The organism is Marinomonas flavescens, from assembly GCF_004352835.1.
GTDB lineage: Bacteria > Pseudomonadota > Gammaproteobacteria > Pseudomonadales > Marinomonadaceae > Marinomonas > Marinomonas flavescens.
Genome location: NZ_SJSB01000001.1, coordinates 82,361 through 100,213, shown reverse-complemented (window position 1 = coordinate 100,213; position 17,853 = coordinate 82,361). Strand labels below are relative to the sequence as shown.

General features: G+C 43.1%; 12 protein-coding genes. 2 read left to right on the top strand and 10 right to left on the bottom strand.

Features of this window, described 5'->3' with window-relative positions; all coding sequences use genetic code 11:
* Positions 1-152: 152 nt before the first annotated feature.
* Positions 153-467 (bottom strand): helix-turn-helix domain-containing protein, encoded by a 315-nt coding sequence (locus E0D70_RS00445; protein WP_133010295.1) that lies wholly within the window; start codon positions 465-467, stop codon positions 153-155.
* Positions 468-964: 497 nt separating this feature from the next.
* Between E0D70_RS00445 and E0D70_RS00435 the strand changes: the two genes are divergently transcribed.
* The gene (locus E0D70_RS00435) at positions 965-1,369 is read left to right on the top strand and encodes a DUF6088 family protein (protein WP_133010294.1); all 405 of its coding nucleotides are present in this window, start codon (positions 965-967) and stop codon (positions 1,367-1,369) included.
* Between the two features lie 304 nt (positions 1,370-1,673).
* On the opposite strand, the gene E0D70_RS00430 is transcribed toward E0D70_RS00435, so the two are convergent.
* From E0D70_RS00430 to E0D70_RS00415, 4 genes are all read right to left on the bottom strand, one after another.
* On the bottom strand, positions 1,674-2,195 hold the full coding sequence (locus tag E0D70_RS00430; RefSeq protein ID WP_207923166.1) for a transposase: 522 nt from the start codon (positions 2,193-2,195) through the stop codon (positions 1,674-1,676).
* Positions 2,196-2,456: 261 nt separating this feature from the next.
* On the bottom strand, positions 2,457-3,440 hold the full coding sequence (locus E0D70_RS00425; protein ID WP_133010293.1) for a hypothetical protein: 984 nt from the start codon (positions 3,438-3,440) through the stop codon (positions 2,457-2,459).
* 114 nt (positions 3,441-3,554) lie between these two features.
* On the bottom strand, positions 3,555-5,171 hold the full coding sequence (locus tag E0D70_RS00420) for an HNH endonuclease (protein WP_133010292.1): 1,617 nt from the start codon (positions 5,169-5,171) through the stop codon (positions 3,555-3,557).
* Between the two features lie 128 nt (positions 5,172-5,299).
* Positions 5,300-6,313 (bottom strand): DUF3800 domain-containing protein, encoded by a 1,014-nt coding sequence (locus tag E0D70_RS00415; protein WP_133010291.1) that lies wholly within the window; start codon positions 6,311-6,313, stop codon positions 5,300-5,302.
* Between the two features lie 349 nt (positions 6,314-6,662).
* On the opposite strand from E0D70_RS00415, the gene E0D70_RS00410 reads away from it, so the two are divergent.
* The gene (locus E0D70_RS00410) at positions 6,663-7,625 is read left to right on the top strand and encodes an integron integrase (protein ID WP_133010290.1); all 963 of its coding nucleotides are present in this window, start codon (positions 6,663-6,665) and stop codon (positions 7,623-7,625) included.
* Between the two features lie 68 nt (positions 7,626-7,693).
* Here the strand turns inward: E0D70_RS00410 and E0D70_RS00405 are convergent, their stop codons facing one another.
* The 5 genes from E0D70_RS00405 to cobW form a co-directional block, all read right to left on the bottom strand.
* Positions 7,694-8,572: a restriction endonuclease gene (locus tag E0D70_RS00405; RefSeq protein WP_133010289.1), complete on the bottom strand. Its 879-nt coding sequence runs from the start codon at positions 8,570-8,572 to the stop codon at positions 7,694-7,696.
* A gap of 848 nt (positions 8,573-9,420) precedes the next feature.
* Positions 9,421-10,155: an SDR family oxidoreductase gene (locus E0D70_RS00400; protein WP_133010288.1), complete on the bottom strand. Its 735-nt coding sequence runs from the start codon at positions 10,153-10,155 to the stop codon at positions 9,421-9,423.
* A gap of 1,339 nt (positions 10,156-11,494) precedes the next feature.
* Positions 11,495-12,730 carry a sirohydrochlorin chelatase gene (locus E0D70_RS00395; RefSeq protein ID WP_133010287.1) on the bottom strand — a complete coding sequence of 412 codons (1,236 nt, stop codon included), beginning with the start codon at positions 12,728-12,730 and terminating at the stop codon, positions 11,495-11,497.
* Positions 12,731-12,812: 82 nt separating this feature from the next.
* Positions 12,813-16,679 (bottom strand): cobaltochelatase subunit CobN, encoded by a 3,867-nt coding sequence (cobN, locus tag E0D70_RS00390; RefSeq protein WP_133010286.1) that lies wholly within the window; start codon positions 16,677-16,679, stop codon positions 12,813-12,815.
* Between the two features lie 71 nt (positions 16,680-16,750).
* A complete protein-coding gene (gene cobW / locus E0D70_RS00385; RefSeq protein ID WP_133010285.1) occupies positions 16,751-17,839 on the bottom strand; it encodes a cobalamin biosynthesis protein CobW in 1,089 nt (362 codons plus the stop codon).
* Positions 17,840-17,853 lie beyond the last annotated feature (14 nt).

The following is a 17,853-nucleotide window of genomic DNA, read 5'->3' as shown; positions in this document are numbered from 1 at the left end:
TGAAAGTTGAAACCCTTTGTATTACTGGGTTTTAAAGGTGGGTGGCACATTAATGTTTCGGACGGGAAGGCCTGCTATGACTGGGTTTTAACGGTGGGTGGCACTTTAACCCTAGGATGTGGCGGATTATGCACAGTCATTAGTGATAGTCCTCATAGTTGAGCGATATGTGTCAGCGTCTCAGGGTGATTTTTAACTAGCTTCAACAGTGTTACCGCTTGGCCATTTGGCGTGCTGCGACCTTGCTCCCAGTTTTCTAATGTGCGAGATGAAGTATGTAACAGACGAGCAAACACACCACGCGACATATTAAACTGCTCACGGATATTCACAATTTCATCAGGCGATATTTCAAGCTCACCAACATCGCCGACTTTATGTGTTTTTAGCGTTAGCTTACCTTCTGAATGTGCTTTTGCTTCAACAAGAGAAGCACTTAACTCTGCAAATAAATCACGACTGCTCATTACGCCATGCCTCCATAAAAATTTTCGATTACTCTATTTTAGGTTAATCATTAACTCGGCTTGAAAAAGCCTGAACTCCTCATCACTGAGGTGCTCATCTCGGAATTTTTCAAATATGGCTGACTCAATAAATATACTTTCCATGCATACAAGTATACGCAATAGACGTATAGCTGGTAAAGTCGCAATAACAAAAAAGGATGCCAACTCGCTAGAGCAAGCTCGCATAGCGATTATTTAAGATGTTATTAAGAAGGAATCAGGACCGGGCTGCTTGATAGATGTAACGCAGAAATTTTAAAGGGAAATGGACTCTTCAGACGGAAAGACCCGCTATGACTGGGCTTTAAAGATGGGTGGCACGTTAATCGCTCGGGGTTTTAAAGGTGGGTGGCACTTTAATTCTCTTAAATATTAGCCCTAAAATTGTCGTATTTTTGCATTTATAAATTGTCGTATTTTTGCATACTATATAACCAATAAATACGGGGGCTAAGATGACAATTCAAGACAGGATAAAAATAAGAGTAAAACGCTCTAAGCGTTCTGTTTTCCTGCGCTCTGATTTTAAAGACATTGCCGAATACGACCAAGTCGGACGTGGCCTTAGAAACCTTGTTAAAGACGGCTTATTAATGAAAATTGGTTATGGCCTTTACACCCGAATCAGAAAAAATAGAATCACAGGGAAACCTATGCCTGACAATGCTTCTGGCGCAGATGGTGTATTAATTGAAGCAATGGAAAGGCTTGGTGTCGATTACAAGCTAGATAACCTATCCAGTTTGAATATCTCTGGGGAAAGTACTCAAATTCCAGCCAACATCAAAATAATTCTCAACAACCCGCGCTTTACCCGTAAAATTTCAATAGGAAAACAGGGCATCAATGACGATCGATAGTTCACTCTTTGTTGATGTCGCCGACGCCATTGGTCTTGGCAATCCCGCTCATGGGAAGACGCACTCACCGTGTTTTCAACGCTAGCAAACCAAGTGTTAGATCATATTGAAGCGAACTTTTTGATGACTGCATAATGACCGGGATGGTTAGCCTGCTGAGTATCAGACGGGGAGTCATCAACCATAGTCAAACCCTTTTAATCGCAGAACATTTAGACGTCAATAGCTCTGTAGAAATTTAAAGAAAAATGTCCCCTTAGTCCAAAAATCCCGACATGACTGGGTTTTAAGGGTGGGTGGCACGCTAATCCCTTCGGCGTAACTTGGCTTGCTTTCGCTCAAGCTCTTCAAACGTACCACTCCATTCTTTACTCGCGTTTGAACGTATTTTACAACCGTCGATAGCAAACATGTTTCGCCCAATCAGACCTTCACGATCACATATCATCAACACTTGGGTAAACAGAGGTTCAATCTGGTTTTTCATGTTTGCAACAAAATGCGCAATAGATGTGTAATGAGGCTGCGCATCACCAGACAAACTCATAAAGGTAATGTTGGTTTCACATGCTCTTGCAATACGGCGGCTACTGACTAACCCGCGTGAATAACCAAACAAGACAATTTTCAACATCACAGACGGAGAGTAAGCCGCAGCGCCACCATTATCGTTGTTGTACCATTCATCAAAAGACGTTAAATCAAGATGTTTATCGACAATATGGAAAAGCGCGTATTCAAATGTACCGGGGATAATTTGTTGTGCAAAATCAACGGGAATGAATTTACTTTGGCAGGATAAGTCAGGTTTATAATTCGCCATCATGTTCAACTGTAGAGAATAATAGTGATTAGATAATAGACTATTGAAAAGAACATAAAAATGTTCTTTTTGGAGAAATTCTACAGCCTCAACGCCTTACTAAGCGGCGCGAAATTGTTGGCTAAAATTGCGAGGAACGAAGCTAGTCAACTGTTTAGCGTCCGTTTAAGTAACTTGTTATACGGCGGTTATTCCATTACACCTTTTGCCTGCACAAAAAATAACTATGTTAACTCAAAAATGAATATATATGAGTGATAAGGTTTACCTAACCTCGTATTTCAGTAAAACTTCATTATCAAGAACGACATTTGTAGACCAAATAAATTTTGCACCAGCTCCACTAAATTTTTCAATAAAATTCATATATGCCTTTTTATTATTTACTCCAATATCATCTTCCGAGTATAACGTTGCTTGAGGCCAATGTGTTGAATCAAAACCTTGTTCCATCCAGTTATTTGGGACTTCCCAATGAGCGGCATAAGCATTTTGACCGTGGTCAGTTCCTTCAGTCGTACAAGCCTCAGATAAACGATTCCCTTCAATCTCATTTAGACAAGTAAGATCATAAATTGGGGCAGTATAGAATGTTTGAGCTTGCCATTCTGAACTAGTGACTGTTCCATCACTAAAACTAGCAATAAAGCCTCCATCACCAGGATGATAAACTTTTCCACGGTTGTCTTCTGTACCCAAGCCTAAATTTTCTTCCCAATCAATAACCTTTACCGCAATCGTGTAAGGTTTCTTAACCTTAAATTTCACGATATTAGAATTAAATGGTGTAAATGGCACAGCGTCTACAGCAATGAGATTGCCATTGATATAAAGCTCAAAATAATTATCGGCAAAAATATAACCTGTAATTTCTTCGCCGTCTGGATCGACAACGACGACAGGTACTGAGGTTTCATCAACATCAGCAATATTTTTTGGGGTGATGTTTGAACACTCTTCGTATAGGTCGACAGCCTTTGGTCCAATAGCAAAGTTATTTTCGGCTGGAACAATCCAAACCTTTCCTTCTGAGTCTGCTATTTCTCCTATACTAGCAACCCGGCTGCGCCCGTTTTCACACTTAAAAATATTCGACTCTACTGTTTTTGCAATGCCTTGAGTAATACTTGCAGAGCCATTGTAATCATTGATTTTACTACTAGAGGGTACCTCAGATGATGGTGAGCATCCTGTAGTCAGTAAGATGACCGCTGAAAGGGTTAAAGCTTGATTTTTTAAGATGCACATTAAGTAGTTCTCCTTTATTGGACGAGCTGTATAACGCCTTGCTAAGCGGAAAATAATGGTTGGCTAAAATCGCGAAGCGATGGCCAACTGTTATTTTTCCGTTTAAGCAACTTGTTATACATTTTTTTCTGTGCTGATAATCATTTCTATGAAATTTAAAGGCTTAGCCAATACCACAGCCCCATCAATACTTTTCCCTGTTGCAAAAATCTCTTTCCAGTAGTCGTAATTTTTCTTACCAGAAAATACAGTACTTGCCATGGAACGATCTTTCCACAATGGGAGATGACTTAAATTTACAACAAAATTTTCAATGTTTATCCAGAGTTGTTCATCAAAAGGCGTTTGAAATATTGTTTCCTCTGCAAATATTTTTCCAGTATTTGAAAAATAAGTAGTAATCACCTTTTTAAGGTATTGAAGCCAGTTAAATAAAATTTCTTCTTTACTAACTCGGTATGCAATTAAATGAACATCGGTTATCTCAGTGTCTTTTTTATCTATAATTTTCTTTTCAATTCTCGAAGTCCCTACTTCGGGTGAGAATTTATTAATATAAATATTTTCCGCTAATATGCTCAAAATTTTGACAATTTGGCTTATTTCTAACTCTCTTGGATTTAAACCCTCGTCTGATTTTGAGTCTATAGGCGAGTTTAATACAAGTTTAGAGCTTACAAATGAGGAAAGTATTGTTTTATCAAATGCACTATAGGATATAGGTAACTCTTTAGCCTTACCCTCAAAATCAATATAATCTTTTAGTTTATTTTCTTTTGCATTAGTAATTGAGTGCTTTATAGAATCGATAATGTATTTTTTAACATTAGCGCCATCCCCTTTAAAAAAATTAATTAGCTGCTGCTCAGAAAAGGAAAAATCATCCTCTTTAAAGTTATGAGCTATCTGATATTTTTTTACTCGTTCAGAATAAAGGGTGTTGTTTAATTGTCTCATGATAGATTTATCAAAGGCTATTTGTCTAAGAGTGCTACCCGCATTTGTATTTGTCTCTGTTAGCCTGTCAATATTTGGGTTTAAAAATATTCGAACAACAAACTTCCTAGTGCCAAGTAATATTTGAGCCACAGCCTTATGCTGCCCATCAAATATTTTAAGCTTTCCATCATCTATCCTAGCCAAACTTAAATGCAATTGAGGATTTTTTTTATCAAATTCTTTTATTAGTTTCCCAATACTATTGTTGATCCCACGAGGGTTGATAATTTCATCATGGAACAAATACTCTATTGGCACCTCTATAAAACAGGATTGCTCACCCGACAAATTATCGGTAAAAATAGCGACCGAATAAACATTATTATCAGAATTATTCGAGAAAGAATAACTTAATACCTCACCTTCTATTTTATAAATAAACTCAAATTTTGAACCATTATATAGATTCAAAACATCTTTTAATGAAGCGGCTTTGCTAGTTTCCGCTAGAGAAACTTTTTGAATCTTATTTAACTTTTGTAAAACTTTAGCTATTTTTAAATTTGCATCTTGTTTTGATTTGTTACAACTTTCATGAGTTAGGGCAAAATTCTCTTCTGCATCCTTACCTTTGTTAGCTAGCGGAATAATATGATCGATATTAGTTGTGTTTAGATCAAGATCGATTTCTTCTTCACAGATAAAGCATTGCTTATTTTGAATATTCCATAGTTTATCGCTAAGGCTAGAATATTCATTTTTTGATAGTGCGGATAAATACTTAGATGCCATTATTGCTTCCTAGAGTTGTGATGATACCAAAATGTATAACGCCCTGTTAACAGGCAATAAAATAGTTGGCTAAAATAAGCGACGAAGGAGCAAAAGCCAACTGTTTTTTGTCCTTGTTTAACAGCTTGTTAGGCATTTGTTAGTATACCTCTAGAAAAGTGATCCATTGTATGCACAATTTCTGCTACTGTTTCATCTACGCTAGATTCTTGAGTGCCAAACCCTAAAAACTTAATGGGAAACTTATTTTTTTCGTTACTCAGCATAAGGCGCCCGAGTAGTTGTGATGCAGTTTTATTATCTGAAAATCCATTTCTAAGACATCTACGGACACCGGAGGCAAGTAAGTCTGATATCTGAACAGCCATATTTCCTTTAGAATCAGAAAATTCCAAATCATTTCTTATAATATCGCCAATATTAACGCCACTTTCTAGCTTTTTTCCATATGCTTCTTCAATGTACTTTGGAATTGTTTTTTGAGAATAAAAAAATGGCTCCATATAGTCATAATTAGCTTCTTTTAAAAACATCATTGGTTCACGAAAGGATTTCGTTTGAAGTAATGGGCACAACACTTTTTCGAAAGCTTGCTCATATCTCGTTTTATTGCGGTGTTTTTGGTCTATACGCCACTTAAATTTTCTAAGTGTTTTAGGGTCACGTTGAGCATAATATAATATTCCACGATTTAGCAAATCACTTATTAATTCTACTTGGCATTGAAGTTGAATATAAAGTTGAGGTGCTAAAGATTGAATTTCGTCAGCTAAATCGTTTACCGCTTTTTTACCTCCATCATGGATCATGGAGGGAGCATTTTTTCTTATTTTATCAGCTTGCACATCTCTATGACGTTTGACCACTAGATCACTGTTTAAGCTTGAATCAGTTGCTACAGAGAATAAAACTCCACCAAGCTTACTTAAACCATTTAGAAAGGAGAAATAACTCTTTTCCGTTATATTTTTAAGTTTGATTTCTTCGTTAATTGAAGCTCCGCTATCTGCCTTTAATTCCTTTAGCAACTTATACGACTTAGATTGTATTCTTTCAGAAAACACATAAGCGCTGACTACACACCATGAGTTGTCTGATTCAGACTCTACAAATGAACCTGACTCATCCATTGAAATTATCATGCTTAATCCTGAAATGCCTAACATTTTAATAGTGCGCACGCGCGTTTACACATTTCAAAAACTGTCTAAATATCTCTATAACCAACTGAATTTAAAGTGTTTTATAAAGTTATTCATAATATCCAAAATTGGCTAAACGAGCGTGCGCGTTATCACGTTTATCCCCAGCACGTTATCTCTGCACTGGAAATTATTATTCATTGATACTAAAAGACTTTTTATTTGTCTGCTAGTAAAAACGCGCAAAATAATGATTATTTTTTAGACAAAACGAGCAAAGAATTGGCAATTAAAAAAATAAACTGTATATTTATACAGTTTTATGAATTTTATCCACAAGGAGTGTGCGGTGTCATCAAGCCCTTTTCTCAACTTTATTCGAAGTGAACTTCGCTTACGCGGTTATAGCTTAAAAACTGAAAAATCTTATCTGTATTGGATTAAATACTTCATTCGTTACCACCAACTCAAACACCCAACCAATATGGGTTCGGAAGAAGTACGTGATTTTTTATCATTTCTTGCAGTAGAAAGGAATGTGGCGATTAATACTCAAAAAGTAGCATTAAATGCTCTCGCTTTTTTGTATAACAAACTGCTTGATCAACCATTAGGGGATTTAGGCTTCCAGCATGCTAAGCAAGGTAGACGGCTACCTATTGTTTTGTCTCCTTCTGAAATACAGAAAATCCTGACTAACCTAAATGAACGAGACCACTTAATTTTTTCTTTATTGTATGGGTCAGGGCTAAGAATTAGTGAGTGTTTACGAATTCGTATTCAAGATATTAATTTAGAGCAAGGCAGTCTAATTGTACGTTGTAGTAAGGGAAACAAAGACAGAACGACTATTTTAAGTCGTAAATTAACGGAATCGATTAATAAGCAAAAAATCAATGCTCAGAAAATCCAGCAAGAAGATAATTCCAAAGGTTATGGCCCTTCTTTACCTGCTGCTTTAGGTAGAAAATACCCTAATGCTTTTCGACAATTTAGCTGGATGTTTTTATTTCCTTCAGTATCCATTTGCTCTCATCCCATGACAGGCGAATTATGTCGTCATCACTTACATGATTCCGTTCCTAGGAAAGCACTAAAAAAAGCCGTGTATGCCTCAAATATTTTAGAGAAAAGAGTAAGCTGCCATACATTCCGTCATTCCTTTGCCACCCACTTATTAATCGCAGGACGAGACATAAGAACAGTTCAAGAACTTCTAGGCCATAACGACGTATCAACTACACAAATCTATACCCATGTGATTGGGGAGCATTTTGCAGGAACCAGTAGTCCAATTGATCAGCTGTTGTAATATTGCAATTAATTAAGAGCCAATAGCCATCTAATTCCTTAACAAAGATAGCGCGGAGCCGGGCTTTACTAAATAAGATCGCGTAACCGTACAAATGGTTTACCTGTTTCCGCTGCACGACGGACTTTCTTAGATAGAACACTCTTAAATCCGATCTTTCTCATTAACATTTCACTCAAATCTAGACCATCCATGCAAACAAGACTGTTACCCCGACCAAATGCATGTAACCCTTCCTCAGTAAAGCCACTATTACTAACGAATAGGCCTCTTGACCAAGCAGCCTTATCTTGAACTTTAGCGTTAAATGATCGTAAATCAGCCGCGTTTACTGGTAAATTTGTCCATTTTGCTTCAAGGAGATATGTATCTCCATCAAACTCAAAGCTCCCGTCAATTTGCTCACCAAGTAAACGAAAAGATGTTCTACCAGACATATCACTGACATCAAATAGTTTTTTGAGGAAAGATTCAAACGCGAATCCTCTAGGATGAGGATCCTTTGCTGCCAATTCCATCAAAGAATCAAGTAACTCTTTGGCCGTACTTTCATTCATTTTTTCATCATGTGGAACAAACGACGACTTACTATTATTCGCCGGTACTTTCCCGCCAAGGCGAACCAAGAGATCACTAAACTCTGATACTAGCTCTGGTTTGCCTTCGTCTATGCTCGCTCGTTTTCGCTTGGTCTCACGATACTCCCACAGCGAAGTTAACACTCTCAAAACATCTTCTGCTTTAGATTTCTTTAAATAACTGCGTAACCTTTTCCCTTTACTTGTACCTATATCGCAGAACCTATCATCATCGATGTTTATTCCTAGTTCATCATTAAAAAACTCGGAGTAAGTTTGATTAGAGAAATCTAAAACATAACCACCTCGCATTTCGAAGATGTAATCTAGTAAATCGAAATCTAGTCTTTTAAGCGCATATATACTCATAAATATTCTTTGCTCTTCTTGGTAAAACTCTTTAAATATCCCTATAACTGACTGAATTTCAATATTTTATAAAGCTATTCACAAGATTCAAAAATTGATAAACGCACATATGTTGTCTCATCTATTTATTAGGGAAGTACAGTGCGTCATCTCTGCGCTGAAAGCCCTTAATCATTGATATTAATACTGCTTTTAGCAACCTACCAGTACAAACGCACAAAATAGGTGATTATTTTTTAGACAGCCTACATAAGTTTTTGATAACTATAGAAATAATATGCCGCCTTATATTATGAACGATAGCGGCTGTATATTGGTTTTTTGGGCAAGGACTACGGAATGCATTAAATACGTGAAGTGTAATAACGTCACCGATCGTTTCGACTTTAACCAATTTTAGTATTCATCTAGGCATGCGTTACCGGCCGCTCTTTTTTAGGTATTCCAGCCCACAAGTAAATCGTATTCATTAAGTTCTGTAGCTACTGGTTGAGCCCGTCGTTCCTCCGTTCATGCTGGCCTACGATTAGGTAAGCTCAATCGGTGTTTTCGATGAGGTAGGCGGCAGGGGTGAAGAAGAAGTGCCGAAGAGAAACGCCGGTTGGGCTGGTTGAGCTGTGAAGTCGAGGTCAGGTCAAAGCCCTTTTTGAAGCTGTGTTTCTAGCTAAAATAAGGTCTGTAGGGCAAAAAGGGGTTCGACCCTGAGCAGTGCATAACGTCACCGATCGTTTCAACTTTAACCGATTTTAGTATTCATATAAGCATGAGTTCTTGGCTACTCTTTTTTTAGGTATTCCAGCTCACAAGTTCTGGCACTTTAATTCTTTCATCCGCTCATCGAATATAAGCTACAGCGTCATACCGCCATCTATGATCATTGTTTGTCCGCTCATGAATGCGCTGTTGTCTCCAGCAAGGTAGAGTGCGGCCTCAACCACTTCGGAAACTGTCCCAAGCCTGCCCATTTTGTGCCTCCCAGCTAACTCGCTGAATGCTGCATCTGGATCAGCACTTGCTTTTACACGAGCCTCCATGCCTGGCGTTAAAATAGTTCCCGGGCATATCGCATTACAGCGGATACCTTGGGTTATGTAGTCTAACGCGACCGACTTTGTGAAGCCTATCAGCGCTCCTTTTGTGGTTCCGTAGGCAAACCGTTCTGAAGCGGCAGCGATACTGGATATGACAGACGCAATGTTGATAATTGAGCCATGCTGATTTTGTATCATTGCAGGTAAGCAGGCTCGGGTGACATTAAAAGCGCCCCAAAGATTGATATCGAGAGAGCGCTCTAATTCACTTTGGCTACAATCGAGAATAGATCCGTTTGACACGTATCCAGCACAGTTCACCAAGATATCGACTGGGCCAATAGTTTGGATGGCTTGCGCCACACTATTGATATCAGTTACATCAAGTTGAAGAGTCTGAATTCGCTCATTTACATCCATGTTTTCCAGAGAGCCTAGGCTTCGATTTGTTGCCCAAACTGAACACCCTTCATGTGCGAAAGACTCCGCTATAGCGCGGCCAATACCCTGACCAGCGCCAGTTACTAGCGCTGTTTTATTTTTTAATCGCATACTCACGTTATTCCTCGTATTGACAGTGTGGCCTCTGGATTATTGCCGGTTGAGCAAGCATAACAACTTACATAGTGCGCATGCGCTATCACATCTATTTATTAGGGAAGCACAGCGCACCATCTCTGCGCTGAAAGCCCTTAATCATTGATATTAATACTGCTTTTAGCAACCTACCAGTACAAACGCACAAAATAGGTGATTATTTTTTAGACAGCCTACATAAGTTTTTGATAACTATAGAAATAATATGCCGCCTTATATTATGAACGATAGCGGCTGTATATTGGTTTTTTGGGCAAGGACTACGGAATGCATTAAATACGTGAAGTGTAATAACGTCACCGATCGTTTCGACTTTAACCAATTTTAGTATTCATCTAGGCATGCGTTACCGGCCGCTCTTTTTAGGTATTCCAACCCACAAGACAATCGTATTCATTAAGTTCTGTAGCTACTGGTTGAGCCCGTCGTTCCTCCGTTCATGCTGGCCTACGATTAGGTAAGCTCAATCGGTGTTTTCGATGAGGTAGGCGCTTTTTTTGAAAAGGAAGTATCGAAGAGAAACGCCGGTGATCTGGTTGGGCTGCTGATGATGGTCCAGCTGTGAGGTCGAGGTCAGGTCAAAGCCCTTTTTGAAGCTGTGTTTCTGGCTGAAATAAGGTCTGTAGAGCAAAAAGGGGTTCGACCCTGAGCTGTGATGCTGGCCGATTTGGTAAACTCAACCGGTGTTTTCGATGAGGTAGGCGGCAGGGGTGAAGAAGAAGTGCCGAAGAGAAACGCCGGTTAAGCTGTGAGGTCGAGGTCAGGTCAAAGCCCTTTTTGAAGCTGTGTTTCTGACTACAATAAGGTCTGTAGGGCAAAAAGGAGTTCGACCCTGAGCAGTGATACTGGCCGATTAGTTAAGTTCAACCGGTGTTTTCGATGAGGTAGGCGGCAGTTTCGAAGAGAAACGCCGGTTGAGCTGGTTGAGCTGGTTGAGCTGGTTGAGCTGGTTGAGCTGGTTGATATGCTGATGATAGTCCAGCTGTGAGGTCGAGGTCAGGTCAAAGCCCTTTTTGAAGCTGTGCTTCTAGCTAAAATAAGGTCTGTAGGGCAAAAAGGGGTTCGACCCTGAGCAGTGATACTGGCCGATTAGGTAAGCTCAACCGGTGTTTTCGATGAGGTAGGCGGCAGTTTCGAAGAGAAACGCCGGTTGAGCTAGTTGATAGTTCAGCAGAGCGGAATAAAGGTCAGGTATGCAAAGCGTTTGAATGGAAAGGACAAAACCAATAACCCCACCCTAACCCTCCCCTTGAAGAAAAGGGAGGGAACTAGCCCAGTGACCTGGGCTTAGGGGTTATTTGTGGGCAAACGCGGTTTTCGTGCAGTCGCCGTCGATTTTGTCTTTTTCTTCTTCGAGGATTTCATCGGTAAATTGCCCCATGAAGCAGCAGCAGATGCCTTCGCCTATCATGGTTCTTGGTCCCATTGGGTGGCCGATGTGTTTGTAGACGCCGTGGGAATGCCCGTGGCTATGGTCATGTGAATGACTATGGCTGTGCCCATGCGAATGATCATGGCTATGACTATGGTCATGATCATGAGAGTGTGAATGCGCTTGTGGTGTGAGTACGGACGATGGTTTTTCGTCGGTGACGGCAAAAGTCGCGTGTTTCACGTCGAAGTCGGATAAGCCTTGTGTGTCGTCTTGTGGGTCGACGAATTCGGCATGGTGGTGATGAACGTCTACTTCGCCGGCGGCTAGGCGGCGTTTGAAGGAGTTCATTAGGGTTTCTTCACCGGTTGGCAGTTCACCCTGCATGATTTCTTCCACGCGGTTTTGGAAGGCGTCGATGACTCTTGGGTGGTCGCTTAGGTAAGGCGTTTGGATGAATTCGATCGCTGGGTTGGCTTTAGCGACTTTCTCAACATAGCCTTGAATACGTTTGATCAAGCGGCCAGTAAATAAGAAGTAAGGCGCAACGACGATGCGTTTGTAGCCCAGTTTCATGAGGTTTTCTAAACCAACGCCCACAGATGGGTAAGTGACGCCGGAGTAAACGGTGTCTGCCCAGCCAAAGCCCATGTTTTCATTGACGATGCGGGTGAGTTTTGCGGCTTCTGCGTTGGCGCCTGTGTCAGATGTACCACGACCCACGACGACTAATAAGGTGTCGTATAGGTTCTCTGGTGGATTTTCAGGATCAAGCCCAAGGGATTCATAAATGCGCGCTTGGAAGGCTTCGATCATGTCGTCTTGTAAGCCAAGTTCACGGCCGTAGGTGATGTGGAGGCCTTCGTTTTTCTCTTCGTATGTCGTCAATACAGACGGTATGTCGTTTTTCGCGTGAGTCGCCGCAAACAACATGCCCGGTACGGCGTAAATTTCTTCTACGCCTTGGCTCAATAGGCTGTTTAGACCCATATGAATGTTCGGCGCGGAGAACTCTAAGAAGCCGTATTCCACTGGCAATTCAGGGAAGCGTTCTTTTAAGCCTTTTGCTACTAGGCCAAACTCGCGCTCTGCGTCTTTATCACGACTGCCGTGACCACAAATCATAATGCCCTTTTTGGCCTGTTCTGTATTACTCATTGTTTCTCTCTACTTGGTTCGACTCAGCTGGCACCTAGTTTAGTGACTACCAGCAAGGTTACCAGTGACCTTCTGCTCAAGGTTACTGGCTTTGCTCCTGCTGCTGATCTAGGTCAAGCAACAAGGATTGAATTTTTTCTCTGTGGCCTTCTGCGTTTTGCCACATGCCGCGCTGAATGGCTTCTAATAAGCGCTCACCCATTTCTTCTAAGGCGTGGGGGTTATTATCGCGCATAAACGCCTGATTGTCTGGATCGAGAAGCAATCTATCGGTGACTTGCTCGTATTGATAATCCGCCACCAGATCGGTAGTCGCGTCGTAGGCAAACAAGTAGTCTACCGTGGCAGTCATTTCAAACGCGCCTTTATAGCCGTGGCTCTGCATGGCGTCGATCCATTTGGGGTTTAGTACCCGCGAACGTACCACGCGATTCAGTTCTTCTTTTAAGGTGCGGATCTTCGGTGATGTAGGGTTCGAATGATCGCTGTGATACACGCTTGGCGCTTGCCCGCTAAACTCTGTTACCGCGTTGGTCATGCCGCCTTGGAACTGGTAATAATCGTCCGAGTCGAGAATGTCGTGTTCTCGGTTGTCTTGGTTCTGCACCACGGCATCAAGCTGTGACAAGCGTTCGACAAAGGCGGATTTTGCCTCAACGCCCTCCCCTTGGCTGCCGTCGTTATTGGAACCATAAGCATAACCGCCCCAGTTTACATAGGCTTCGGCTAAGTCGGCTTTGGTGTCCCAGCAGCGCTCGTCGATCAAGCCTTGTAAACCTGCGCCATAGGCACCCGGCTTACTGCCAAAAACACGATAAGAAGCCTGACGATTGGCTTGTTCTGGGCTCATTCCTTGGGCTAATAAGGTGTTTTTTCTGGCTTCGACATTGGCTCGAATAGTATTGCCATTGCCCGGTTCTTGATACGCGGCAATGGCTTGCACGGCGGCATCATAAAGGCGCATAACATTGGCAAAAGCATCGCGAAAGAAGCCAGACACACGCAAGGTCACGTCGACTCTAGGTCGACCGAGTTGCATGCAGGAGAGTATTTCAAAGTCGGTGACACGGTTAGAACCCGGCGCCCAAATCGGACGAACGCCCATTAGGGCAAAGGCTTGGGCTATGTCGTCTCCGCCGGTACGCATGGTCGCCGTGCCCCACACAGATAGACCCAAATCTTTCGGATAATCCCCTTCTTCTTGAAGGTGTCGTTGGATCAAGGCTTCCGCCGATTGCTGACCAATCGCCCAGGCCGCTGGCGAAGGAATCGCGCGATTATCCACAGAGAAGAAGTTGCGCCCTGTTGGCAAGGTATCTAAACGGCCACGAGTTGGCGCACCACTTGGCCCCGGTGCAATAAAGCCACCCGCTAGGCCTGTTAGTAACGCCTGAATCTCATTGGTGGCGCTTTGTGCTAATGCCACCATCAAGCTGCGTTTACTGTGCGCCAGTAATTGCGCTGTTTGTGGCAAGCGTTGCGCTAATGCAACGACCGACTCATCACCAATTAAATGCTGCAACGCCAGCTTTTTGGCAAATAACTCCAAGCGCTCTTTGGTGTCCGCATGGGTTCGCCAATCTGCCGTGCTCACGTCCATAAGTTCGCTTGGCTGATTCCCCAACCAAGGCATACGCGTGCTTTGCATTGGGTCAAAATCATCTTGTTCTAATTCTAAATCTGCCATTAAGGCATGCAAAATGCCCTTGCTGGTAATGTCACTGCCACGGGGCAAACGCAATAAGGCGACCAAGGTATCGGCCAGTTTATCGTCTTCTGGCAATTCCCCAAGACGATGCAAACCGTGACGAATCTGCGCTTCTTTGATCTCACACAAATAAGTGTCTAGGCCTTCTAGTACGCTTTCTTCCACCACAGCGCCATCTTCACCTGACTCTATGCCAGCAAGCTCTTCTAACAAGTGAGTTTCTTGGACTTTCTTGAGGATCTGTTCGCGCAGCCAGGTTTCACGGCGCACATCCATGCCCATGGCTTGGTAATATTCGTCGACTAGATTTTCTAGTTCGGCCATCTCACCGTAGGTTTCTGAGCGCGTCATCGGCGGCATCAGATGGTCAATGATCACCGCTTGGGTGCGGCGTTTCGCTTGTGCGCCTTCACCCGGATCATTAACGATAAAAGGATAAAAATGCGGCATAGGACCAAGGGCAATGTCCGGCCAGCATTGATTAGATAAGGCAGTGCCTTTACCCGGCAGCCATTCTAGATTGCCATGCTTGCCCACATGCACAAAAGCGTCCACTTTATAGACGTGTCGTAGCCAGAAATAAAACGCCAAGTAACTGTGCGGCGGAATCAAATCTGGGTCATGGTAATTGGCCGCGAGGTCCAAATTAAAACCGCGCGCAGGTTGAATCCCAATAAAGGTTTCCCCTAAGCGAATGCCTGCCAACATGATGCGGCGCTGGCCGTTTTGTTCACGGCATTTATGGTCGTCTTCAGGTGGTCCCCAACGATCCCAAACGGCATTTTGGCTTTCTAAAGGAAGCTGATAAAAATAATGCAGGTACTCTTCTAGCGCCAAGCTTTGCCAACAGCTGCGCTCGTGCAAGGTGGTTGGGTTATTAGTTACCGCTCCCAATAGCGCTTCGATTAAAGCATTGCCGTGTTCGGGAATATCTTGGATCGGATAGCCAGCCGCTTCGAGCGCGTTTAACAGATTCACCGTCGAGGCTGGCGTGTCTAAGCCAACGCCATTACCGATGCGACCGTCTTTGGTGGGGTAATTGGCCAATACAAGAGCGATGCGTTTTTCATTATTCGGTTTACTGGATAAGTCTGCATAGCGCTTCGCCAGCTCGGCGACAAATTGCGCACGCTCGGCATGCAACTCATATCGAACCAAGTCAACTTGGGCGAGTTCGTTGTAATGGCTTAAGGCTTTAAAGCTCACTGCGCGGGTGACTATGCGCCCATCCATTTCTGGCAAAACGATTTGCATGGCCACATCGCGACTGCGCAGGCCTTGCGTTTGTTGCTGCCAATCTTCTTGAGTACTACCTGAAAGGATCAACTGCAACACAGGAATCGGTGACGAAAACGCCGACTGAAAATCCGTAGGCTCTGAAGCAAGATCAGGGCTACCGACTCGGTTCGCCGCAAAGCCCGTGGTGTTTAAAATCACCTTAGCTTGAGTTCGCTCAACGAGGGATTCAATCAGGCCAACCGATAAATCGTCTTTTAATGAACTCACGGCAACCGCCAACGGCACCAAACCTTGTTGCTCTAAAATGTCGATTAAGCCATCGAACATGGCGGTATTGCCGCTTTGTAAATGAGAGCGATAAAACGCCAAGATCACCACCGTACGGCCATCCGCTAGAGAGGCTTGATAAGTACGCTGCCACGCGGAGAAACTAGACGACTGACCGTTATGGTAAATCAAAGCATTGGGCAACGGCGCGGGCTCTTGCCATGGATGCGCCGCAGCAAAATAACGCTCACTCAGAAAGTAAAATAATTGTTGGCTGTTGGCTTGCCCGCTGTCACGCAGATAGCGCCATATACGATGGCTGTCTTCTGGCTCTGCGGTTGAGACCTTAAATAAGGTGGGATCTGGTGTGTCGTCGCCAGGGACTATGATCAGCGTGCGGCCTTTCTTTGCTTTCGACCACACTTGAAGCTGCTGATAGCCATAGGACCAATAGTGCTCACCACCCAGCAAGGAGACGACAACCACGCTCGCGTGATCCAATACTTTGTGTTCATACAAATCGTAAGCGGCAGGTTTGACCAGCTGCATCCAGTTCGCTAGGCGAATACTGGGAAGCGAGATATTCTTTGCAGACAACTCATCGAGTGCACTTCCCAGTGCTCCGAGTACGCTGTCTGCAGCGGCAAGTATGACCAGCTGCGCCGGTGTTTGACCTAGGTCGACAATGCCTTCATCGTCGACGAATCCGCCCGGTTTGGCTGCTAATAAATGCACGTCTTCTCCGCTTTTCGCTTACGTTTTTTCCGTTCTATTTTGTACGATTCTGACTTATCTAGGTAACTCTATTAAGCGCTTAAAGCATCGTGCAAAATATTTTCGATTTGCTCTTTAGAGATGCCTTTACCAATAAAGACGAGCTGCGTTTGGCGCACTTCTTCTGGCTGCCATAGGCGGTCAAAGTAACGATCTAAACGCGTTCCCACTGCTTGGAAAACTTGACGCATTGGTTTGCCATGCACGGCCGCAAAGCCTTTCACACGGAAAATATTATGCTCTTCGATCAACTGACTCAGCGTTTCTTGAAGCAAATCGGATGGCACTTCACCCAAGGTAATGACAAAAGAATCAAAGTGGTCATGGGCGTGATCATGATGGCCGCCATGAGCATGGTGATGATCGTGGTGGTTATGCACCGCATCAATTCGGCTTTCGGTAGCCGCATCGATGCCTAACAACATATCCAGCGCCGCTTCACCGTTTTCGATGTAAACCGTTTTAACAGTATTTGGCACCGCATGGGTAATGATAGATTGCACGCGAGCACGTTCGTCTTCGTCCAATAAGTCGTTTTTACTCACGACAACAAGATCGGCAGCACTCAATTGATCATCCAGCAATTCTTGTAGGCTTGGATCATGATCCAGACTTTCGTCCGCTTGGCGTTGAGCTTGTACCTGATTTTCATCATGGGCAAAGCGACCTGCCGCTACCGCGGGTCCATCGACCACGGTAATCACAGCGTCTACCGTGCAGTATTCTTTAATGCCCGGCCAGTTAAACGCTTGTACTAAGGGCTTCGGCAACGCCAAACCACTGGTTTCAATCAAGATATGGTCAATGTCGCCACGACGAGCAACCAATTGCTCCATCACCGGCAAAAATTCTTCTTCTACGGTGCAGCAGATACAACCATTGGCCAATTCATAAAAGCCATCCGAGCTGCGCTTACCGTTTTCTTGCTCTTCTTCGCCTTCTGGGCAGTCAAGCGGGCAAGAACGTAGGATCTCAGAATCGATGTCTAATTCACCAAATTCATTCACAATCACAGCAATGCGTTTGCCTGCTGCTTGTTTTAATACGTTCGATAGTAACGTTGTTTTACCACTGCCTAAAAAACCAGTGACAATCGTAGTGGGGATTTTATTAAGCTGCATAATGAATCCTGCTT